This window comes from Exiguobacterium sp. CH10, from assembly GCF_018617635.1.
Lineage (GTDB): Bacteria > Bacillota > Bacilli > Exiguobacteriales > Exiguobacteriaceae > Exiguobacterium > Exiguobacterium aestuarii_A.
Window position 1 is genome coordinate 87,867 of the sequence record NZ_JACSKO010000001.1, and the last position, 20,743, is coordinate 108,609.

At 46.5% G+C, this 20,743-nt stretch carries 19 protein-coding genes and 2 riboswitches; of the genes, 8 read left to right on the forward strand and 11 right to left on the reverse strand.

Annotated elements, in window-relative coordinates; translation table 11 throughout:
* Positions 1 to 64 precede the first annotated feature (64 nt).
* Positions 65 to 168: riboswitch (SAM riboswitch) on the reverse strand.
* A 41-nt stretch (positions 169 to 209) separates the two neighbouring features.
* Together KNP04_RS00470 and KNP04_RS00475 are read right to left on the reverse strand one after the other, a co-directional pair.
* Positions 210 to 1,226, reverse strand: coding sequence for an iron-containing alcohol dehydrogenase (locus KNP04_RS00470; RefSeq protein WP_214874417.1), 1,017 nt, complete (start codon positions 1,224 to 1,226; stop codon positions 210 to 212).
* Positions 1,223 to 2,398: an aminotransferase class I/II-fold pyridoxal phosphate-dependent enzyme gene (locus KNP04_RS00475; RefSeq protein ID WP_214874418.1), complete on the reverse strand. Its 1,176-nt coding sequence runs from the start codon at positions 2,396 to 2,398 to the stop codon at positions 1,223 to 1,225. The genes KNP04_RS00470 and KNP04_RS00475 overlap by 4 nt, the downstream gene beginning before the upstream one ends.
* 78 nt (positions 2,399 to 2,476) lie before the next feature.
* Positions 2,477 to 2,576: riboswitch (SAM riboswitch) on the reverse strand.
* 158 nt (positions 2,577 to 2,734) lie between these two features.
* On the opposite strand from KNP04_RS00475, the gene KNP04_RS00480 reads away from it, so the two are divergent.
* From KNP04_RS00480 to KNP04_RS00490, 3 genes are all read left to right on the forward strand, one after another.
* Positions 2,735 to 3,835 carry an AI-2E family transporter gene (locus tag KNP04_RS00480; RefSeq protein WP_214874419.1) on the forward strand — a complete coding sequence of 367 codons (1,101 nt, stop codon included), beginning with the start codon at positions 2,735 to 2,737 and terminating at the stop codon, positions 3,833 to 3,835.
* 269 nt (positions 3,836 to 4,104) lie between these two features.
* On the forward strand, positions 4,105 to 5,349 hold the full coding sequence (locus KNP04_RS00485; protein ID WP_214692478.1) for an MDR family MFS transporter: 1,245 nt from the start codon (positions 4,105 to 4,107) through the stop codon (positions 5,347 to 5,349).
* 145 nt (positions 5,350 to 5,494) lie between these two features.
* Positions 5,495 to 6,988 carry a peptide MFS transporter gene (locus KNP04_RS00490; protein WP_214874420.1) on the forward strand — a complete coding sequence of 498 codons (1,494 nt, stop codon included), beginning with the start codon at positions 5,495 to 5,497 and terminating at the stop codon, positions 6,986 to 6,988.
* A 42-nt stretch (positions 6,989 to 7,030) separates the two neighbouring features.
* Here KNP04_RS00490 and KNP04_RS00495 read toward each other — a convergent pair whose 3' ends face one another.
* Positions 7,031 to 8,326 (reverse strand): glutamine synthetase family protein, encoded by a 1,296-nt coding sequence (locus KNP04_RS00495; RefSeq protein ID WP_214874421.1) that lies wholly within the window; start codon positions 8,324 to 8,326, stop codon positions 7,031 to 7,033.
* 201 nt (positions 8,327 to 8,527) lie between these two features.
* On the opposite strand from KNP04_RS00495, the gene KNP04_RS00500 reads away from it, so the two are divergent.
* Positions 8,528 to 9,553: an SDR family oxidoreductase gene (locus tag KNP04_RS00500; protein WP_251129795.1), complete on the forward strand. Its 1,026-nt coding sequence runs from the start codon at positions 8,528 to 8,530 to the stop codon at positions 9,551 to 9,553.
* 30 nt (positions 9,554 to 9,583) lie between these two features.
* On the opposite strand, the gene KNP04_RS00505 is transcribed toward KNP04_RS00500, so the two are convergent.
* Both KNP04_RS00505 and KNP04_RS00510 read right to left on the reverse strand, forming a co-directional pair.
* Entirely contained in the window at positions 9,584 to 9,904 is a 321-nt protein-coding gene (locus KNP04_RS00505) for a YflT domain-containing protein (RefSeq protein WP_214692491.1), read from the reverse strand.
* Positions 9,905 to 9,992: 88 nt separating this feature from the next.
* Positions 9,993 to 10,211 (reverse strand): hypothetical protein, encoded by a 219-nt coding sequence (locus tag KNP04_RS00510; protein ID WP_214874423.1) that lies wholly within the window; start codon positions 10,209 to 10,211, stop codon positions 9,993 to 9,995.
* A gap of 85 nt (positions 10,212 to 10,296) precedes the next feature.
* On the opposite strand from KNP04_RS00510, the gene KNP04_RS00515 reads away from it, so the two are divergent.
* The gene (locus KNP04_RS00515; RefSeq protein ID WP_224861169.1) at positions 10,297 to 11,355 is read left to right on the forward strand and encodes a GTP pyrophosphokinase; all 1,059 of its coding nucleotides are present in this window, start codon (positions 10,297 to 10,299) and stop codon (positions 11,353 to 11,355) included.
* Between the two features lie 88 nt (positions 11,356 to 11,443).
* On the forward strand, positions 11,444 to 11,881 hold the full coding sequence (locus KNP04_RS00520; RefSeq protein ID WP_074034413.1) for a MarR family winged helix-turn-helix transcriptional regulator: 438 nt from the start codon (positions 11,444 to 11,446) through the stop codon (positions 11,879 to 11,881).
* 92 nt (positions 11,882 to 11,973) lie between these two features.
* Here KNP04_RS00520 and KNP04_RS00525 read toward each other — a convergent pair whose 3' ends face one another.
* From KNP04_RS00525 to KNP04_RS00545, 5 genes are all read right to left on the reverse strand, one after another.
* Entirely contained in the window at positions 11,974 to 12,531 is a 558-nt protein-coding gene (locus tag KNP04_RS00525) for a class F sortase (protein ID WP_251129796.1), read from the reverse strand.
* 34 nt (positions 12,532 to 12,565) lie between these two features.
* Entirely contained in the window at positions 12,566 to 13,363 is a 798-nt protein-coding gene (locus KNP04_RS00530) for a DUF4397 domain-containing protein (RefSeq protein ID WP_214874424.1), read from the reverse strand.
* A 248-nt stretch (positions 13,364 to 13,611) separates the two neighbouring features.
* Positions 13,612 to 14,292 (reverse strand): glycerophosphodiester phosphodiesterase, encoded by a 681-nt coding sequence (locus KNP04_RS00535; protein WP_251129797.1) that lies wholly within the window; start codon positions 14,290 to 14,292, stop codon positions 13,612 to 13,614.
* A gap of 23 nt (positions 14,293 to 14,315) precedes the next feature.
* The gene (locus KNP04_RS00540; protein WP_214874426.1) at positions 14,316 to 15,788 is read right to left on the reverse strand and encodes a carboxypeptidase M32; all 1,473 of its coding nucleotides are present in this window, start codon (positions 15,786 to 15,788) and stop codon (positions 14,316 to 14,318) included.
* A 74-nt stretch (positions 15,789 to 15,862) separates the two neighbouring features.
* A complete protein-coding gene (locus KNP04_RS00545) occupies positions 15,863 to 17,395 on the reverse strand; it encodes an FAD-dependent oxidoreductase (RefSeq protein ID WP_214874427.1) in 1,533 nt (510 codons plus the stop codon).
* 193 nt (positions 17,396 to 17,588) lie between these two features.
* On the opposite strand from KNP04_RS00545, the gene KNP04_RS00550 reads away from it, so the two are divergent.
* Entirely contained in the window at positions 17,589 to 18,560 is a 972-nt protein-coding gene (locus KNP04_RS00550) for a D-alanyl-D-alanine carboxypeptidase family protein (protein WP_214874428.1), read from the forward strand.
* A 337-nt stretch (positions 18,561 to 18,897) separates the two neighbouring features.
* On the forward strand, positions 18,898 to 20,379 hold the full coding sequence (gene putP / locus KNP04_RS00555; RefSeq protein ID WP_214874429.1) for a sodium/proline symporter PutP: 1,482 nt from the start codon (positions 18,898 to 18,900) through the stop codon (positions 20,377 to 20,379).
* Between the two features lie 51 nt (positions 20,380 to 20,430).
* On the opposite strand, the gene KNP04_RS00560 is transcribed toward putP, so the two are convergent.
* Positions 20,431 to 20,736: a hypothetical protein gene (locus KNP04_RS00560; RefSeq protein WP_251129798.1), complete on the reverse strand. Its 306-nt coding sequence runs from the start codon at positions 20,734 to 20,736 to the stop codon at positions 20,431 to 20,433.
* Positions 20,737 to 20,743 lie beyond the last annotated feature (7 nt).

Consider the following 20,743-nt stretch of genomic DNA (forward strand, 5'->3'; position numbering starts at 1 on the left):
CTCCTCCAAATGAAAAGCCCGCTACTCACGAAGAGCGGCGGGCACGACAAGTGAAAGTCGGACACGCTCATCTCCCAGACGTCTCGTCTGTTGGAATTAGCACCATGATCATACTGATCTGGTTGCCGGGTTTCATCGGGCCAGTCCCTCCACCACTCTTGATAAGCAATCGGTTCTATTATTTTGTTATTATATTACTGATAAAAGCATTATTTGTAAACCACTTCTTGTAGATTGATGAGAATTTCTTTTAACTGCTCTGAATCTTCGAGATTCCGAATCCCTTGAATCGTGATTTCTTCGACGATCGAAGTGACCAACTCTTCGACTTGATCAGGACGAATCCCAAGTTGGGTAAGTGAAGTCGGCGCATCGATGGATGCAAGCCAGCTCTCTAAAAGGATGGCTTCATCGGACCTAATCAATCGTTCTTGAACAATCAATCCGAACCCGACCTTGTCCCCATGTAACCAATGATGAGTCGAATCAAAGCGACTGAGCGCATTATGAACGGCGTGCGCGACAGCAACACGTGTGCCGGCATCCCCGAACCCACCAACCGCACCACCGATTGCGAGGACATGGTCGACGATATATCGGACGTCCGTTCCATAACGACGAAAGTCCTGTTCATGAATCGACAAGTCCATCAATTTCCCGCACTGCGCAGCAAGTGATAACCCTGACTGAATCCCTGCATCCTTTGATGTCGTCCCACTAATATATCGGGCCTCGAACCACTTTGCGACCGTATCGATCACGCCGGCTTTGAAATAGTCGTAAGGTGAATCACGTAACAGTCGTTCATCTGCGATGACGCGCTCGATGACGACCGAAAACGTATCATAACGGATATAGGATCCTTCCTCAGTATAGATGACGCTAAGAGGTGTGAAGGCGGCACAGTTTGACACGAGTGTCGGGACGACAATGAGCGGCACCGACTGAATGGCCGCAATCCGCTTCGCCGTATCGATCAATTTACCTCCGCCGACGGCAATCCATACGTCGGGTCGATAGGCATTCAAACGATTTATTTCTTCGTCTGAACATTCACCGTAAAATCGTACACTCGGAATTTCTGCTAGACGAGGGGATACGCGTACCGCTTCACCGTATCCGTTCAATCCTCTCAAAATGAGTGCCTCCCGATTCCCGATCACCGTATGAAGGTCCTCGAGCGCATCATTCGAATGGTCATATTCGAGCACGGCTTGACGTATCACAAATGTACCTCCTCATAAGCTGCAAACAGTCTCTCAATCCGTTCTACCGCTTCATCAATCTTCTGTTCAGACGATACGAGACCGAAACGGATGTGGTGCTCTCCCTCTGTTCCAAAGAAGTAGCCTGGTGTGACGGCAACACCCGCCTCGTGGAGTAATTTTGTCGAGAACGATTTTGCATCCCCCTCAGGTACTTTCGCCCATACAAAGAACGAACCCTTCGGTGCCTCAATCTCCCATCCTGCCCGGCGCAACCCGTCAATCAATCGGTTTCGTCTTGTTTCGTAAAGTGAGGCTAGGTCGTCACGTAAGTCACGTGGGGATTCTAACGCCACGATGGCTGCCTCTTGAATGGCCGAGAAGACAGACACGTGGACGTGATCTTGATACGTGTTGATGGCTTCGATAATATCCGCATTCCCAACAGCAAAGGCGACCCGCCATCCCGACATATTGAACGCTTTCGACATTGTGTATACTTCAATTCCAATTTCCTTCGCACCATCTGCCTGAAGGAAGCTCGGTGGAACATAACCGTCGAACCCGATACTTCCATAAGCGAAATCGTGGACGACCATCACATCATGCTTCTTCGCAAACGCGACGGTCTCTTCAAAGAAAGCCGGAGTCGCGACAGCCCCTGTTGGATTGCTCGGGTAGTTCAAATACATGAGTTTCGCGTTGGACGGGTCGAGTGTTGAATAGTCCGGAAGGAAGCCGTGTTCCTCTTTTAACGTCAAATCAATGATTTCTGCACCTGCGAGCCGCGCTCCAGAGATGTAGTCTGGGTAACCCGGATTCGGGAGTAAAATCCCGTCACCCGGTTCGAGAAGGCATTGTGGGAGTGTGATCAAGCCTGATTTGCTACCGATCAAAATCGCGACTTCTCGTTCTGGGTCGAGTTCGACACCATATTCACGAGAATAAAATGATGCGACTGCTTCTTTCAAGCGGGTCTGTCCTCGAAAAGGACCGTATTGGTGTGTGGCTGGGTCCGTGATGGCACGTTCGAGCGCCTCACAGATTGGAGCGGGCGTCGGTAGATCGGGTGTTCCTTGCCCGAGTCGGATGACGCTCTTCCCGCTCGCCTCTACCGCTGCGACCTCTTCTGCTAATCCGACGAAGTGTTGCGTCGGTAAAGATTTTAATAATTGTGAACGTCTGTCTGCCATGATTGTTCCTCCTGATACGAAAAAACACCCCTTTCTGAGGAAAGGGGTGCTCAATACAGACGTATGTAGTCAACCACCTTCCCATCTCTCAAGGTCACCTTGCTGGAATTAGCACAGTATTTTGCAATCTGTTGCTGAAGCTTCATCGGGCCAGTCCCTCCGCTTCTCTTGATAGAAAGTGTTATTCGCTATGTAATTTTTGTATGTCCCTAACTTAACCAGACATTTCCAACGGTGTCAAACATTTTTTTCAAGATGAACATCTATTGAATCCTTCTCAAAAAACATTCATAGTAAAAGGGTAGCAAAATTATATTTGTATGAGGGGATAGAGCATTGGAGCTTAATCGTCAACTTATTTGGAAACTCAGTGTGATTGGTCTGATTTTACTCGTATTATGGCGGGTCATCAGTGAACCAGATACCATCTCACGTGTTTTGCAGTACACGTTTCAGTTACTGACCCCAATCATCATGGGGATTGCCATCGCTTTATTACTTAACACCGTACTCTCTTATATTGAAGAACGGTTCCATTTGAAGCGATATCAAGGTCTGCTCATCGTCTATATCACGTTTATCGGGATTTTAGCGATCTCGGTCGTCACGTTGTTCCCGCGGATTTACTCGAGTCTCTCATCACTCATCGAGGAGTTACCCGTCTACATCCGTCAAATCGATGCGTTCTTAGGAGACGTAAACAATTACTTGAAAGACTATAACGCGACGATTGCCCAGGCCATTGATTTTGCACGCTTCGAGGATCGTTATTCCGGATGGGTCGAGACGGCCGTCCTCTCTTCTGTCGGTTATGTCTCTAGTTTCACGATGACATTGATCAACTTCTTGATTGGGATTGTCATCTCCATCTATCTGTTAAAGGACAAAGAAGTTTTCGCTCGCATGTTCAAGCGCCTTCTCTACGCGCTTTTACCCGTGGGTACTGCGAAGACGACAATCGATATCTTTCAGGAGATGGACTACATTTTTAAACGATACATCATCGGTAAATCACTCGATTGTCTGATCATCGGTGTTCTCGCTGTCATCGGACTCTTAATCATCGGGGCTCCATACGCGTTACTTCTTGGTGTCATCGTCGGGGTGCTCAATTTTATCCCTTATGTCGGTCCACTGCTCGGGATGATCCCAGCGTTTATCATCACTTACTTCTATGATCCGTTCACCGCCGTATTGGTGCTCTTGTTCATTTTCTTGTTGCAACAATTTGACGGGTTGTGGCTCGGGCCGAAGATTTTGGGTGACAGCGTCGGAATCACTCCGTTTTGGGTCATCACATCGATTATTCTCGGAGGAAGTCTATTCGGTCTCGTCGGCATGTTTGTGAGTGTTCCGATCACGGCGATGATTCAAGTGGTCTTGTCTAGACTGATTGATTATCGTTTGAATCGAAAAAATTTAAATGAATTACTCTAAATCCTTCCAATAATTTGTTGACACATTGATGAAATGTGTCATACAGTTGAAGGGAAGAACAACAATTAACAGAAAGGAGAGGTTCCCATGTCAGTAGTATCTTCGAAACCATTCATTCAAGTTCATACTGATTGGCAGGCACCTCTTCGATTGATTCATATCTAAGACGCCTGCCTAACTAGGCATGCATAAACAACGTGGGACGTCGTATGCCTTCATGCATATGACGTCCCTTTTGTGTCTAAAATTAAATAAAGCAGGTGACCTGTATGTTTCAATCACTCAAGCAACTCGACCGCAACATTTGGATACGTTTCTTAGGAGAAACGATCACGGGAATCATGATGTTCATGATTGCCCCATTCTTAGTCCTTTATTATAGTGACCAGTTAGACAGTTATCTTCAAGTCGGAATCATCATGGCGACGGGACCAATCATGGCGCTCCTCGGCTCGATGATTGGGGGACGGCTTGCTGATCTATACGGACGAAAACCAATCATGATGATCGCCATCGTTGGTGACGCGCTCGCCCTCATCGGTTTTGCGTTCGCCGATTCGTTTTGGCCGTTGCTCTTACTCAATGCCATGCTCGGCTTGACCAATTCATTGTTCCACCCCGCTGCTAGTGCAATGGTCGCTGACGTGACGGAACCCGAGCATATGAACGAGGCGTTCGGTCTCTTACGAATGGGGCATAACATCGGAGCCGCATTCGGACCGCTTCTCGGGAGTGCGGTACTGTTCATCGACAGGGAGCTCATTTTCTTTGCGGCTGCTTTCATCTTTGGCTTGTATGCCCTCGTACTTGGGGCATTCATTCACGAGTCATTGCCGGAGTTCACGGAAGATGAGACCCCGAGCAACCGGGAAGTGTTGCGCGTATTTTATAACGACCGCGTGTTTCTCATCTTTATCTTTGCGGGTATATTCATATCAATGGGGTTCTCGGTCGTCGAAAGTATGTTGCCGCTCTTTTTGAAAGAGTCGCTCCCGACGTATACGGATCAACAAAACCCATTCCCTTACTTGTTAGCACTTAACGGGATCCTCGTCGTTCTTTTCCAGTTCCCGATTGCATCGAAGCTTGGAAATAAACCTTTTGGGAAAGTCATGTTTGCTGGAGCTACCGTATTCGGGATTGGGATGATCTTAATTGCAATCGTTCCGAGAGCATTGTACGCTCTCGACGTTCCTTATCTCCCACTCGTGGGAATTTTACTCGCTGTCTACGCGTTTTACACGTTTGGTGAGATGATCATGTCCCCTGTCCAACAGACATTCATCGCCTTGATTGCGCCAGAGAACATGCGCGGTGCTTACAATGGGGCTGCGAGTGTTCAATGGCTGATCGGCGGTGTCACAGCGCCGATTATCGCAAGTGTCTTCTTCGATCATCGCGCCGGGCATATCGCACTGATTTTGATTGGTGGCGCGAGTTGTCTGTCAGGCATTATTTATTGGCAACTCGGACGTCACGTCCAAGCGACAGAAGCAAAACAAAAGACGGCGTAATCACTCATTGACCACACTCTCTGTTTCCTAGAAAGTGTGGTCTTTTCATTCTTTTCATTCTTATTAAAATTTGAAATTATCATTCAATTCACTTTACAATCATAATAATCCTTTTTATGATAAAACGGTTAAGGAGGGATCTTTCATGGAAAGGATCGATAAACAGACAATCGTGGACAGTGTTCCACAAAAAGGCTTCTTCGGACAACCGAAAGGGTTGTTCACCCTATTCTTCACGGAGTTTTGGGAACGTTTCTCGTACTACGGCATGCGGGCCATCCTCGTATTCTATATGTACTATGAGGTTTCTGAAGGTGGACTTGGGCTCGACCGTAATGTCGCGCTGTCCATCATGTCCGTCTATGGTGCGCTCGTTTATATGTCAGGGGTCATTGGGGGATGGCTTGCAGACAGAGTATTCGGGACGTCACGCGCGGTCTTCTACGGTGGTGTGTTCATCATGCTCGGACACATCGTCCTCTCGATTCCAGGTAGCGTCGTCTTCTTATTCATCTCAATGGCGTTGATTGTTATTGGTACAGGTTTATTGAAACCGAACGTATCAAGCATCGTAGGAGATATGTATAGCGAAACGGATCGCCGTCGCGACGCTGGATTCAGTATCTTTTACATGGGTATCAACTTAGGCGCGTTCATTTCGCCTCTTATCGTTGGACAAGTTCAAAAAGACTACGGTTTCCATTGGGGCTTCGCCCTTGCAGCAATCGGGATGTTCGTTGGACTTGTTGTCTTCGTGTTGACACGTAAGACGAACCTCGGGCTTGCTGGTTCGTATGTACCGAACCCGTTGTCTCCAGACGAGAAAAAGAAAACGATTCGAATCGTCAGTCTCGTCACAATCGGGATTGCCATTTTGCTCGCGATCTTGATTCCGCTCGGTTGGTTCACAATCAACACGTTCATCTCACTCGTCGGAGTGTTCGGGATTGCTATTCCAACGATTTACTTCATCATCATGTATCGTAGTCCGAAAACGACAGAGGTTGAGCGTTCGCGCATCATCGCCTACATCCCGCTCTTCATCGCATCAGTCATGTTCTGGGCGATTCAAGAACAAGGGGCAACAATCCTTGCGAGTTATGCCGATACGCGGACTGACCTTGAATTCTTCGGATTCACATTGTCACCGGCATGGTTCCAGTCGTTGAACCCGCTCTTCATCATACTGCTCGCACCGGTCTTTGCTTGGCTATGGGTTCGCCTTGGGGATCGTGAGCCGAGTATCCCGACGAAATTCGCTTTCGGGATCTTGTTTGCAGGGATCAGTTTCTTGGTCATCCTACTCCCTGCTTACTTCAGCGGTCCGGATGCCCTCGTCAACCCGCTCTGGCTCGTCTTGAGTTACTTTATCGTCGTGTTGGGCGAGTTGAGCTTGTCGCCGGTCGGTTTGTCGGCTACGACTAAACTTGCACCCGCTGCGTTCTCTGCTCAAACGATGTCACTTTGGTTCTTATCGAACGCTGCCGCGCAAGGGATCAATGCCCAGCTCGTCAAGTTCTACTCACCAGAGAATGAGATGCTCTATTTCGGAGTCATCGGCGGTGTCGCCATTATCTTAAGTTTGATTCTGTTCGCACTCGCACCAAAAATTAAAGTATATATGCGCGGAATCCACTAATCATCAAAAACGCCAGCCGATCGAATCGGCTGGCGTCATTTTTTATTTGCGTACTTGAATGAGTGACAAGTAGCGGTCAATCATATTGTGGTTAAAGTAATCATGGAAGTTGTCTTGTTTCAGGGATTGAATCGATTCATGGAATGTCGCAGGAAGTGATGCGATTCCCTGGCTTTCGATTTGTTTCGCTGAATACTCGAACAAGTCGTCTTCATTCGGATTAGACGGTTCAAGCTTCTGCTCGATTCCTTCTAAACCAGCGTAGATGAGGGCAGCAAGTGCCAAGTATGGGTTTGCACTCGGGTCAGGATTTCGGACCTCTACTCGAGTCGCGCTTCCACGAGAAGCCGGGATTCGAATCATCGAACTACGGTTCGACGGACTCCAGCAAATGTTGACCGGTGCCTCGAATCCAGGAACGAGACGCTCATATGACTCAGGAAGCGGATTTGTAAAGATGGCCGTCGCACGGGCATGCTTTAAGATCCCTTCGATGAAATGACGAGCTGTTTGAGAGAGGCCATAATCGGCGTCAGCCTCGTCAAACGCGTTGCTTGTCGCTTTGCCTGCTTCGTCGTTCTTCCATACCGAGATGTTCAAATGCATCCCAGAACCGTTCACGTCACGCAACGGCTTCGGTAAGAACGAGACAGATGCCCCTTTTTCTTTCGCCGCGATCTTGACGATTTCTTTGAAGAACTGAATGTTATCTGCCGTATGGAGCGCATCGTCATATTTGATTCCGATTTCATGTTGTGCCGGAGCGACCTCATGGTGGACCGCTTCGATGTTGAATCCGACATTGCTCAAGCGGTTTGCAATATGCTGACGTACTTCGTAACCTTTATCTTCTGAACGAGTCGAGAAGTAACCGGCCTCATCATAAAACTCTCCATTTTCATCAAAGATGAAGAATTCAGGCTCTGCGCCGACGAAAACCGAGTAGCCATCGCGTGCAGCTCGCTCGAGTGCATCCTTCAACACATTACGTGGGTCGTATTCATATCGCTCACCCTCAGGTGTACAAACATCACAGAAGAACGCCAAAATACTCTCATCACCATCTTGCTCATAACGTGGACGATCTAAATCCGGTCTCAAGAATAAGTCGGAGTTTTTGATGGAAGAGAATCCGTTGATCGAAGAGCCATCAAACATTGTTTTTCCTTCAAAAACCTCTGGCAACAATTTTGCCGAAAGCGTCAAGAGTTTCAAATCACCGAGGACATCTGAAAAGTAAAGATGGATTTGGGTAATATTTTTCTCTTGTACCGTTTTCTCAATTTCTTGTTGCTTCTTTGCTACGTCATCCTTGTCTGTTCCGAATAGATTTGCCATGATTCTTAAAAACCTCACTTCAATGGATTTGACAGGCAAGCTGTCGTTACGCACCTTTCGTACGCTTCTCTATAGTTCATAACCGACTTCGTTTTTTTCTAAACATGAAATTTTGAAAGACGTAAAGTGGCTACATGACGGAAGACTTGATATGATGGATGCAGAATGTCACAGAGAGGGAGAACGCGATTGTATATTTTTATGACTGGTGGAACTGGATTTTTAGGAGGTCGACTCGCCAAAGAGTTGATTGAACGGGGGCATCGGCTTTGCATGCTCGCCCGAACACCGGAAAAAGTAAATGCTCAGTTCACGGTGGAAGAAAGAAAATCAATCGATGTGTTGCCTGGCGATTTGACGGCACACGCACTCGGTGCTAATGAACAATTTATCGATTCACATAACGGGAAAATCGATTTATTCCTACACATGGCAGCACTCGTCAAATTTGATGAAGAGTTACGCGATGAATTGTTTGAAACAAATTTAACGGGGACGAAAGAAGCTCTTCGATTAGCGAAGTTGATTGACGTTCCTCGGTTTTTCCATGTAAGTACCGCCTATACACTCGGGGCAAAAGAAGTCGGTGGCGAGACATTATATGATGTATCCCAATCCTTTTTAAATCCATATGAAGAGAGTAAGGCACATGCCGAACAGGCTGTCTGGCAATCGCGGGATGAACTCGACGTATCCATCTTCCGTCCAGCCATCATCGTTGGTGACTCGAAGACCGGAGAAGCGGATTCAAAGTTCACGATGTATGGCTATATGCGTGCACTCGAGCTGTTCAAACGGAAATTGGAGCGCCGCGGTCATGATTTTGAATCCATCCGTTTAATCGGATCGGCGACGGGCACTTCGAATCTTGTTCCGGTCGATTATGTCGCGGATGTACTCTTGGCCGCCATCGAGCATGCGAAAGCGGGCACGATTTACAATGTTACGAATGATACGCCACCACGCAATGAGATGATGCTCGATTATATGAAAGAGTCGCTCTCTTTCCCGCATTTGACGATTACGGAGACGCCGTCGTCCACACTCAGTGCTGTCGAACAGTCATTCAACGAGATGGTGAAAGTATTCAATCCGTATTTGAATCGTAACATCACGTTCCATGACGAAAACACAAAACAATTGTTGAAAGATGCGGGATTCTCTCCACTTCGCCTCGACCACAAGTCGTTGCGACGAATCGTGAATGCCTATTATCAAACAAAATAATAAAAAATGGACCGGGCTTCCGGTCCATTGTCATTTATCACAGACTAATACGATTTTTCCATCTTTGATTTCGCGCTCGAGTGAGTCGACCATCTCTTTCGTAAGACCGAGGCTTTCCATCTGTTCCATGCGATCTTCCGAGTTGCTTGTAAATTTCGAGAGCAACGACTCGAACATTCCCTTTTCTGGGATGCGGTACGGTTGGACACCGGCTTCTGCCGCCAGTCGAATCGTCAATTCTTCGTCTTTGGCGAATAAGTAGATGTGTTCGTTCACACACCCTCCTGAGACCATCTCGTTCACTTCATGGTCTACCGTTGTCATATCATTTACTACTCTTGTCTCTAACATGCCCCATCCTCCTAAACGTTCACAGTCATAGATTTCACTGTTTTTGTTATTCCCGAAAAATGAGGTGGTAAACATAAATCGTCATCGTTTAATCATGAAAAGTCCATTCTTCCACTTCAAAATGCTGTACGATTCCTCCGATGCGCTCACGTTCCCCTTTTATGTTAGCCCGACCCAATAGGCGCGCGGTCACAACGAATTGATTCCCATCTTCTCGGATACGGGATATCCGATAATCCGCCTGTTGCAATAGACCAGCGATGATCTCTAGTTTTTCTCTCTCGGATGACCGAAATGTATGGTTCATGTTCATTCCCCCCTCTGTATATATGCTACCATATCGTTTTGTAATCGAGATGATATACTAAAGACAGTGAAAAGGAGTGAGTGACGTGCCTAAACAAGACTTGAATACAATCATGCTTGAATATTTAAACGAAAAAGAAGATTATGAAGCGTTTGCCACAAAACTAAAAGCGCTCCTCAGTGAATTGTTAACGGAAGCCGGAATTCAGTTTCATTCGATTGTCGCACGTGCGAAAGAAGCGGACAGTTTATATGCCAAACTGTCCCGTAAACCATACCAATACCGTTCGTTACGTGACGTCCAGGACCTTGCTGGGATTCGGATTGTTACTTACTTCCATGATGATGTACGGACAGTCGCCCAAATATTGGAGGACGAATTCACCATCGATCGAGAACAGTCAATCGATAAATCAACTTTGCTTGACTCCAATGAGTTTGGCTATTTATCTGTCCATTATGTTGTGGAGCTGAGTGAAAAACGACTTGCTCTCGGGGAATATCGTCGCTTTGCCGAAAAAGAAGCAGAAATTCAAGTCCGCTCGATTCTACAACATGCTTGGGCTGAAATTGAGCATGACCTCGGTTATAAAAACCCGAATGCTGTTCCGCCTGAAATCAAACGTAGTTTCAGTCGTGTTGCCGGGCTTCTCGAGATTGCTGATTCTGAGTTTGTGAACATCCGTAAACAACTCCGGACATTCGAACAAGAAACAGTTGAACAAATCCTTGATTCTCCTGAAAAAGTGGCGATCACTCGAGACAATTTAAACTATTACATTGCCAACGACCAGACCGTTGAAAAATTGGATAATGCCATCTTCCAAAGCGAATGGTTGCTCGAGACCGATCTCTCAGCAATCGTCGAATTGACTCGAATGTTTCATTATGCAGACATCCGAACGTTCAAAGACTTGAACGACACGCTTTCAACTTATTATACGCAAGCCGTCCAATGTGCGACGCTACTCCCTTCATCTCTACTGCCGAGACAAGGGATGGGTGTCGTCTATGCCGTCCTGGCCAAACTATTGGCAGAAGGCGATGACCCGCAAATCGAATTCTTCTTTAGACGATTCTATCCAGACTTGAAACATTACGAGGATATCATTCAACAAATCCGTGCAAAAGACGAGCCTTTATAACTTTACAGACAACATGTTTTTAATGTAGAATGTTTCTATGTCCTGAAGTATATATGAATAATATTATCACTAGGAGGTAGTTTCGAGGATGACAACACCTGTACCAACTGCTTCACGTCGTCAGCTCGTCGCTGATGCTGAACGTGGAATCCGGATGAACTATCGCGGAGTGAAAAAAAATCTCCGTTCGATGTTCTCACAATATTTGACTCGTAATGAATTCTTCATTCTACGTTCTCTTTGTCAACAGAGTCCTCAAATCGCCTCTGCTTTGTCGAATGAGTTTCAATTTTCTGCTTCGATGATCACAGCACTCGCTGATGAATTAACGAAAAAAGGGTTAATCTCTCGCGAACGCAGCGAACGGGACCGCCGTGTCGTCGAACTTCAAGCGACAGACGAAGGTCGCGAGTTGTTCGAGACGTTAGAAAGCATGAAAATCGAATACTTGATGGATGTATTTACTGATTTCTCTGATGAAGAACTCATTTTACTCTCAAAATTATTAGACCGCATGGATGCTTAATCCATGAACAGACCTCAGCCGTACTGGTTGGGGTCTATTTTTATGAGACATGAAAAAGGAGATGCAAACACTTGTTTTGCATCTCCTTGCTGTTAGTTTGTTTCAATCAAGTGTGCCGTGACGACGATACGATCACGATACCCTAGATTTTCATCGTATGGCCCTGCACATGTAATCAGTTGAATCCGTTTCGCCTGAGTCGCCGCAAAGATTGATGCAAGCGGGACTTGATCAAGGCGATATTGCTTCACACTGACCACTTCATACGTTGCGACTTGACCTTCCCTTTGGAGCGTCACCATCTCTCCTAGCGGAAGTTGACCAAGATTCGCAAAAATAGCGGGACCGTTCAAGTCATCGAGATGACCCGACAAGACGACGTTTCCAGTCGCCCCTGCTTTCGCACCATACTGATACCAACCGACTTGATCCACTTCAGACGGTGTATCCATTCGACCAGCCTCATCTTTCCCGACTGCTTCAATCGATGCATCGACATCAATTGATGGAATGACGAGTCGTTCCGGGGTGAAACTTTTCGAATGAAACGATTGCCTGTCGACCTGTTTAGAGGTCAAGACGAGTGGTTCGGCGAATTCAGCCGTCGGCATGACGAATGGTTTGTCTGGTGCTTCAGCTTGAGCACCCATCACTAGAAAAATGATGGTACCTAGAAAGAACAGCTTAAGCGTCTTGCTTCTGACGACGAAAGACGTAGAATCCAGCTGCTGCTGCTCCAACTACTGCTGCTGCGAGCAACCAGTTCATTGACGCTGTTTGAGCGAGACCACCTTGTCCTGTTTCAGGGGCCATAGCCATCTCTCCACCATCAGCGGCAAGGAGTACTTCAAACGCTGGTTCTCCTTCAAGGAGTCCGATTGCGAATGCTGTATAGTTCTTACCACCTTCGAGTGCGACACCGTCAAGTGCTTTCACGACATCAGTCGCTCCTGCTGGACGAACTTCAAGGTCATACGTGCCAGCATCGAGTGTGCCATAGTCACTTACTGCTTTGAACTCGAGGTTCGAGAAGAGTGGGTCTCCGCCTTTAGGTGCGACATCTACTGCAGGTGCATCCGGTGCAAAGTGTGCGACACGGACTTTAGATTTACCGTCTTCAAAGTTCGCATCATCTTCCATTGCAGCGATTTCGATGTTTTCAAGTTGACCGATTGCAGCCGCTGTGTAGAATTTGCCTGCTTCGATTGAGAGGTCTGCTGAAACGACGACTGTTTCTGCGTCACCTGCTGGCTTGATCTCAACGTTGTAATCCCCTGCAGGAAGTGTCAAGTAGTCAGTGAGGTCCTTGAACTCTGCTCCCTCGACCGCGACTTCCCCATCCACATACACGTCAACTGCCGGTGCATCAGGTGAAGCATGTAGCACACGGACCATCGCATTTTCGTGACCATCGGCGCTAACCGGTAGAATGAAAGCAAAGGCCAGTGCTAGTGTACCCAGTAAAGACATCAACTTCTTCATGTGAAATTTCCTCCTTTTGTCTACGGTAACCTACGACTTGCATACAACAAGTGTGATGCAGTGCTACATGGTGTGCTACATCTGATTGCTATGTAGCTCGGTGACATCTTAAACTTAAGACAATCCGACAGTGACGTAAAGGGGACACTATGTCCTGAATGTGCTCCAATATGCTAGTGCATGAAAGCGCAACCTTTACATTATTGTTGATTCCCAATCTCGACAAAGTAAAACCCTTTAGTCGGCGACTAAAGGGTTTTACTTGCCCATTCGATATCATTGACGAAAATGGCGTCGACTTGTAACGCGCGGCAACGCTCGAGTTGTGCATCTGTCTTGATTGTATAGGGTCTGACGGGTACTTCATGTCGTTGCAACCACCGAATCTCTTCATCCGTGATGCGATCGATGTGCGGATGAACTGAATCGGCGCCAACCGATTCGAGATATCCAACGGTGTCGTATAGCGGCTGGGCAAGCAAGATGGCCGCCTCGATGTCTGGTCGCATCTTTTTCAATCGGTGAATCGTCTCATGATTGAACGATGAGAAAAGGACACGAGACGGGTCTATACCCGACGACTCGATTGTGTCGAGCAGCCGGGATTCGATTCCAACGTATCGAAGCACATCGGTCTTCACCTCAAGATTTAATCGGATCGATTCACCTCTCACAAGTTCGAGAAGTTCTTGTAATGTCGGGATGACCTCTTGTTGAGAATATCGAACTCCGGCGTTAAATCTTCTCAGTTCGTCGAGTGGGTATGAAGACACCAACCCGTTTCCGTCCGTCGTTCGCTCCAGTGTTTCATCATGAATGAGAACGAGCTCACCATCTTTGGTCAAATGAACATCTGTTTCAATCCCATCTGCCCCCGTATCCAGCGCGAGTCTGAACGCCGACATCGTATTCTCCGGTTGTAGTGCCATCACACCACGATGCGCGAATCGCTTCATTTGCCTACGGTCTGATACTTCTCTGTCAAATAGCGAACAAGTGGTTGAACCGAAATTTCTTGACCTGTCACTTGTTCGATGAGTTCATTCGGCGTCAGACGTTTTCCATATTGATGGACGTTTTCTTGGAGCCATGTTTTGATCGGCTCAATCTCACCATTTTGAATCAGTGTCTCAAATTGAGGAAGGTCCACTTTCAATGCCTCCGTCAACTGAGCCGCATAAATGAGTCCAAGTGCATAACTTGGGAAGTAGCCAAACGACCCACCCGCCCAATGTACATCTTGAAGAACACCATCTGCATTCGATGGAACATCGAGACCAAGATACTCTTTATACTTCTCATTCCACGCGGCCGGAAGCTCGTCTACGGATAACGTTCCTTGGATGAGTGCTTTCTCAAGTTCATATCGGATGATGATGTGAAGGCTATACGTCAGTTCATCCGCTTCGATTCGGATAAGTGAAGGTTTTGCCTCATTCACCCCACGATAGAACGTATCAAAATCGATGTCACCGTATGCCGGATAGAGTTCTTGGAGTTTCGGATAGACGCGGCGCAAGAAAGCTTCACTCCGACCGATAAAGTTTTCAAAGAAGAGCGACTGTGATTCATGGATTCCCATCGATGCGCCACCGCCTAGCCCGAGCTCGTCAAGCATTGGGGCGATTTGTTGTTCATACGTCGCGTGCCCCGCCTCATGCATCGTTCCGAACAAGGCATTTCGGAAATCAGCTTCATCGTATTTCGTCGTAATCCGTACATCGCGACGGTTGATCGTGATCTCAAACGGGTGCACCGTTGCATCAAGACGTCCACGGGACAAATCGTATGCAACGACGTTCATCCAGTCATGGCAAATCTTTTCTTGGATGTCTGCAGGCATCGACCAGTCCAAAGAGAACGACTCTTTTGGAAGCTGTTGAATGAGCGGAACCAGCTCGTCTCGGAGAGAAGCGAACAGCTGATCTAACAAATTGACTGTCATTCCCGGCTCATAATCATAAAGTAAGGCATCGTATGGATGATTCTCATAGCCGAAATATTCCGCAAATTTTTGTTGGAATCCGATAATCTTTTTCAAATATGGAGCAAACATGTCCCAATCATTTTGATTCTTCGCTTTCTCCCAAGCCGTTTCTGCTTCAGATACGAGCGTCACGTATGCTTGATACTCGTCATGAGGAATCTTTGCGTTTCGTTCATATTGCGTTTTTGCAACTTCAAGTGAACGTGATTCGACATCAGACAGTCCACCTTCTTCAGTCATGCGTACTAGTAAAGAAGCGAACGACTCACTCGTTTGTCGTTTGAACGCCTCGGTCGACAAATATCCGATTGTTTCCGCACGGAGCGGTGCCGACTGTTCCGGCATCTGAGTACGCATATCCCAATATAAGAGAGAGATTGCTTCATCGAACGCACGCAATTGCTTAAAATGTTCACGCCATTCTTTTGTTAGTTCCATCTGTCCTTCACCCCTATGTGTTGTTCTGTTCTCTTTCTACTTTATTATAGCTGTCAACCTTTGCCTATACTAGTTTACAAATCTTCTCGCTTCTTGTAGGGAAGTGGTTTTGTCGCAGGACCTTCTAGGACGGATCCTTTTGCATCAAAACGAGACCCATGACAGGGACAGTCCCAAGTCCGTTCCGCATTGTTCCATTTCACCGTACAACCGAGATGGGTGCATGTCAGATTGACTACGTGACAATGGTTGTCTAAATCTCGATACACCCCTTTTGTCTGATGGTCCACTTGCACGATTCCTCCTTCATCTAGTTGAAGGTCCTCCACGTCCCTGCGTTCGAGTACGCGTTCCACGGTCCCTTTTGCGAATTGTGTCGCCGTATCGAGATTGGTTTTAACAAATGAGCCGACATCAGTTGGTTTGACGATTTTCCGAAGTGGAGACACCAACTCTGAAAATCGATTCGGTTGACCGGTAAGTTGATCCGCGAGTAAATTCCCCGCTGCAATCCCGTTTGTCATCCCCCACTTCAAAAATCCCGTAGCAAGAAAAAGATCCGGTTCTCGTTTGAACATTTGCCCGATATAAGGAAGCGAGTCCAAGGTGATGAGGTCTTGAGAGGACCAACGATATGTCGCCCGATTCGTTCCAAAGTGATCTTGAGCATCGCGCTCAAGATGATCATAACGATTTCGTGTGTCCGTCACCTGTCCCGCTGTATGTCCTTCTCCGCCAATTAATAAATACGTTTTTCCATCATCTACATATGACCGATACGATCGACTGTTTTGGTCAACACTTAAATACATCCCTTTCAGCGGAGCTGTATCCGTTTCACAAGCGACGATATAGGAGCGCTCTACTGAAAATTTTGACACGTATAAACCACGTAGGTCATTGAACGGATAATGGGTCGCAATCACGACCTGATTTGCCTGAACCCGTCTCCCTGCAGCAGTGGTTACAATTGGACGTGGACCTTGACTCACATCTAACGCCCTCGTCTGTTCATAAATCTTCCCACCCATTCGGACGAATCGATCTGCCAATTCACGTAAGTACTTGACTGGGTGAAACTGTGCTTGCTTTCGAATCACGAGGGCTTGTTCAATCGGAAAAGGAAATACGTTTCGGACTTCCTCCGTCGCCTCTCCCCCGTCAAGTTTCAACCGTCGATAAGCATCAAGTTCTCTAGACAGTTCTTCACTCGGTCCCGTTGAATATAAAAATGAGTCTTCTATCGAATAGTCACATTCAAATCCTTCATCGATTTGTTTTTGGAGATAGACGAGTGCCTCCGCATTAAATTCGTAGTAAAGTCGGGCAGTCGTTTCATCGAAATGTCGAATCAACTTTTGATAAATCGTTCCGTGTTGGACAGAACACTTTGCCGTCGTGTGTCCCGTCGTTCCGTGACCAATTTCTAACGCTTCTAAGAGCGTTACTTGTTTTCCACGCTTTTGGAGTTCATAGGCACAGACTAGCCCGGCGATACCGGCTCCGATGACGACGACTTCAGATGATTCCGAAGCGGTTAACGGTGGATACAGCGTTCCGGTGTCATGTTGTCGCCAGATGGAGTTCGTGAACGGATAACGTTGCATGGCGTATTCCCCTCTCATTAATGGCATTCCTACCTCTATACCCGATACGCCATCGTTTCATCATCAATCATTGACCTAGTTCTTTATTTTATCGGCGCAATAAATATACGTTTTCTATTATCTTTATAGAGTAACGTTAAAGGAGGGACTTGTTTTGAACCGTAGAAGGAGACACCGAAGAAGAACGTACATCATGCGACGAATGGTTGCAGCGGTAGTATTGCTCGGAATCGTCGCACTGATCCCGACATTGGTCGGATTTAAGCAGGATAAAGAATCACCGACACCCGCTGAAACAGCGGCTCCCAAAGTTGAACCGATGAAACAAGGCCCGGTGTTCCCTGACATCGAGATGGGAACTTGGCATCCAAGTGAAACGATGTTACTCAATAACGAGGACATTCCAGTCGGCGCGATGACTTTCGTAAATGCAGATAAACAGGAAATATTGATTGATAAAAATGCTGACGACCGTGTCTTCCCAGCCAGCACGACAAAACTGATGACGGCTTTACTCGCTTACGAGAAAGCATCGGCGGCAAACGAACTCGACCAGCCGCTCATTTCAATCCAGACTTCAACACTCGACATCCCTTGGGATAGCCACATCGCGCATCTTGCGATTGGTGACACATTAACGGTTCGTCAAGCGCTATACGCCACGCTTCTTGAATCGGGGAATGATGCCGCAAACAGTCTGGCAGAGTATACGAGCGGTTCGACCGAAGCATTCGTTCAATTGATGAATGAACGGGCAAAAGTTCTTGGATTGACAGGTACCCACTTTGTGAATGCTCACGGTTATTCTGATCCAAATCACTACACGACGGCGAACGATATGGCAAAAATCGCATACGCATTTAGTACATATTCTGAACTCGTTGAGATTGCTGGTACATATGAATTTAAAGCTGAATTCAATGACAAAGACGGACATGGCAAACGACGCTGGTGGTATCACCTCGGCTCCTCCGTCAATGAGAGAAGTATACATTACTCAAAATATGTGACCGCTACGAAAACGGGTTATACCGATGAGTCGGGCTATACGATGGTGTTTATCATGCAACATCAAAATGAGACGTATATTTTGGTCACAATGCAGGCAAAATCCGGGCAAACTTTCCCGACAATGCGTTTGGTCGAAGAGAAGGCTTTTCAATAATGTAAGAAAAGGGCATGTAAATCCATGCTCTTTTTTCGTTTTTTCTGAAAAAAAGACACATAATGTTACAGCAATGTTACAACAGGAAGTCCTCAACATTTCAAATATTCAGAATATTTAAACTTTTTAACGTCTATTTTTCACTCTCATCCGTTGATATGATGGGCTTTAGAGCCATTTTTCTGAAAAGGTGACAGTTTGCAATCATTTAAATCGTTCGGTAAGGTAAGACACAAGTTCGCCTTTTCAACTTTTGTTATTGACTGTGTGATGTGTTCACACAATCGCGAACGAGTTTGATAAAATAGATTTTCTTAACTTAATAGGAGGTAATTCAATGCTATGGCAAGAATGGGTATCAATCGCGCTTTATCTCGTGATGATGCTTCTTATCGGATACGTTGCGTATAAACGAACGACCGATTCATCAGATTATATGTTAGGTGGCCGTAAAATGGGGCCAGGAGTTACAGCCATGTCAGCCGGAGCTTCGGATATGAGTGGTTGGATGTTAATGGGACTACCGGGTGCAATGTATGCAACTGGACTATCAGCAATTTGGTTAGCCGTTGGATTGGTCATCGGAGCTTACTTGAACTACTTGTTAGTTGCTCCACGACTTCGCGTCTTCACAGAGATGGCGAACGATTCGATTACGATTCCAGACTTTTTAGAGAATCGGTTCCGAGATCACTCGAACTGGCTACGGATCCTATCTGCATCCGTCATCATCATCTTCTTCACGTTCTATACGTCAGCTGGACTCGTTTCTGGCGGGAAGTTGTTTGAAAGCTCATTCGGATTAAACTATCAGACAGGTGTCATCGTTACAATTAGTGTCGTGATACTGTATACCCTCTTCGGTGGGTTCACGGCAGTTAGTTGGACAGACTTCGCACAAGGTGTCATCATGTTCTTGGCACTCGTGCTCGTTCCATTTGTTGCTTTAACGGATCTCGGTGGAGTAGACACTGCTGTCAACTCTGCAACGACAATTAACGCCGACTTGTTTGATCTCTTCAAAGGGACAACGACACTCGGGATTATCGGTCTCCTCGCTTGGGGACTCGGCTACTTTGGTCAGCCACACATCATTGTTCGCTTTATGGCCATCCGTGATGTGAAATCATTGAAAACAGCACGTCGTATCGGAATGAGCTGGATGACCGTATCAATCATTGGTGCAGTCATGACAGGTTTCGTCGGAATCGCTTATTTCCGTGGACAAGGAAATCCACTCGGTGACCCGGAAACAGTCTTCATTCAATTCTCAGAAGTCTTGTTCCACCCGTTCATCACTGGATTCTTGTTAGCCGCAATTCTTGCTGCAGTCATGTCGACTGTATCATCACAATTGCTCGTTACGTCATCTGCTTTGACAGAAGACTTCTATCGTAAGTTCTTTAATAAAGAAGCAAGTGAAAAAACAATGGTACTTGCTGGACGTATCGGTGTCTTGCTCGTCGGATTTGTGGCGACTCTTATGTCACTTAACCCGTCTAGTACAATCTTGACACTCGTTGGTTATGCTTGGGCCGGTTTCGGTTCTGCATTCGGACCAGCAATCCTGTTGTCACTCTACTGGAGCAAGATGACACGTCAAGGTGCCCTCGCCGGTATTCTTGTAGGTGCCATCACCGTTATTCTTTGGATCGTGACTGGACTCTCAACTGTCCTTTACGAAATGGTCCCTGGCTTCTTCTTAAGTATGTTGGCAATCGTACTTGTCAGTAACTTTACAAGCCAGAAAGAACAGAAACGTATCAACCGTGAATTCGGTGAAATGGAAGCTGAATTGGCAGCTGCGAAAAAAGAATAATCCAGGTCAATTTAAAAACTCGGTTCCCTTCAGAGGGACCGAGTTTTTTTATTACATCGATGCTGCGATTAACCAGACACGAATCACAAACGGCACGAGCACCAACACGAACATCGCATTACGCATCCATTTGCTTCGATTCCAATAGTACGCCATCAAAACGAACGGATGAAGTGCGACTAGTTCATATGGGTTGAACCAGAACCATGTAATAATCAAGACGATTAAATAATACAGCACTGATTTTTCTTTCGTCGACCGATATTCACGCCACATGTCATATGCACCTTTGAAGAACGCAATGAATGTCGCAATCCAGAACACAATGACAATGATATTGTCGAATCCACTAAACAACTGAGTA

Bases quoted from the DNA above. Each gene is read 5' to 3' on its own strand.
- KNP04_RS00475 (WP_214874418.1), bottom strand. From the start codon at position 2,398: ATGGCAGACAGACGTTCACAATTATTAAAATCTTTACCGACGCAACAC.
- KNP04_RS00485 (WP_214692478.1), top strand. From the start codon at position 4,105: ATGTTTCAATCACTCAAGCAACTCGACCGCAACATTTGGATACGTTTC.
- KNP04_RS00490 (WP_214874420.1), top strand. From the start codon at position 5,495: ATGGAAAGGATCGATAAACAGACAATCGTGGACAGTGTTCCACAAAAA.
- KNP04_RS00495 (WP_214874421.1), bottom strand. From the start codon at position 8,326: ATGGCAAATCTATTCGGAACAGACAAGGATGACGTAGCAAAGAAGCAA.
- KNP04_RS00500 (WP_251129795.1), top strand. From the start codon at position 8,528: ATGACTGGTGGAACTGGATTTTTAGGAGGTCGACTCGCCAAAGAGTTG.
- KNP04_RS00505 (WP_214692491.1), bottom strand. From the start codon at position 9,904: ATGTTAGAGACAAGAGTAGTAAATGATATGACAACGGTAGACCATGAA.
- KNP04_RS00510 (WP_214874423.1), bottom strand. From the start codon at position 10,211: ATGAACCATACATTTCGGTCATCCGAGAGAGAAAAACTAGAGATCATC.
- KNP04_RS00520 (WP_074034413.1), top strand. From the start codon at position 11,444: ATGACAACACCTGTACCAACTGCTTCACGTCGTCAGCTCGTCGCTGAT.
- KNP04_RS00525 (WP_251129796.1), bottom strand. From the start codon at position 12,531: ATGGGTGCTCAAGCTGAAGCACCAGACAAACCATTCGTCATGCCGACG.
- KNP04_RS00530 (WP_214874424.1), bottom strand. From the start codon at position 13,363: ATGAAGAAGTTGATGTCTTTACTGGGTACACTAGCACTGGCCTTTGCT.
- KNP04_RS00535 (WP_251129797.1), bottom strand. From the start codon at position 14,292: ATGGCACTACAACCGGAGAATACGATGTCGGCGTTCAGACTCGCGCTG.
- KNP04_RS00540 (WP_214874426.1), bottom strand. From the start codon at position 15,788: ATGGAACTAACAAAAGAATGGCGTGAACATTTTAAGCAATTGCGTGCG.
- KNP04_RS00545 (WP_214874427.1), bottom strand. From the start codon at position 17,395: ATGCAACGTTATCCGTTCACGAACTCCATCTGGCGACAACATGACACC.
- KNP04_RS00550 (WP_214874428.1), top strand. From the start codon at position 17,589: ATGCGACGAATGGTTGCAGCGGTAGTATTGCTCGGAATCGTCGCACTG.
- putP (WP_214874429.1), top strand. From the start codon at position 18,898: ATGCTATGGCAAGAATGGGTATCAATCGCGCTTTATCTCGTGATGATG.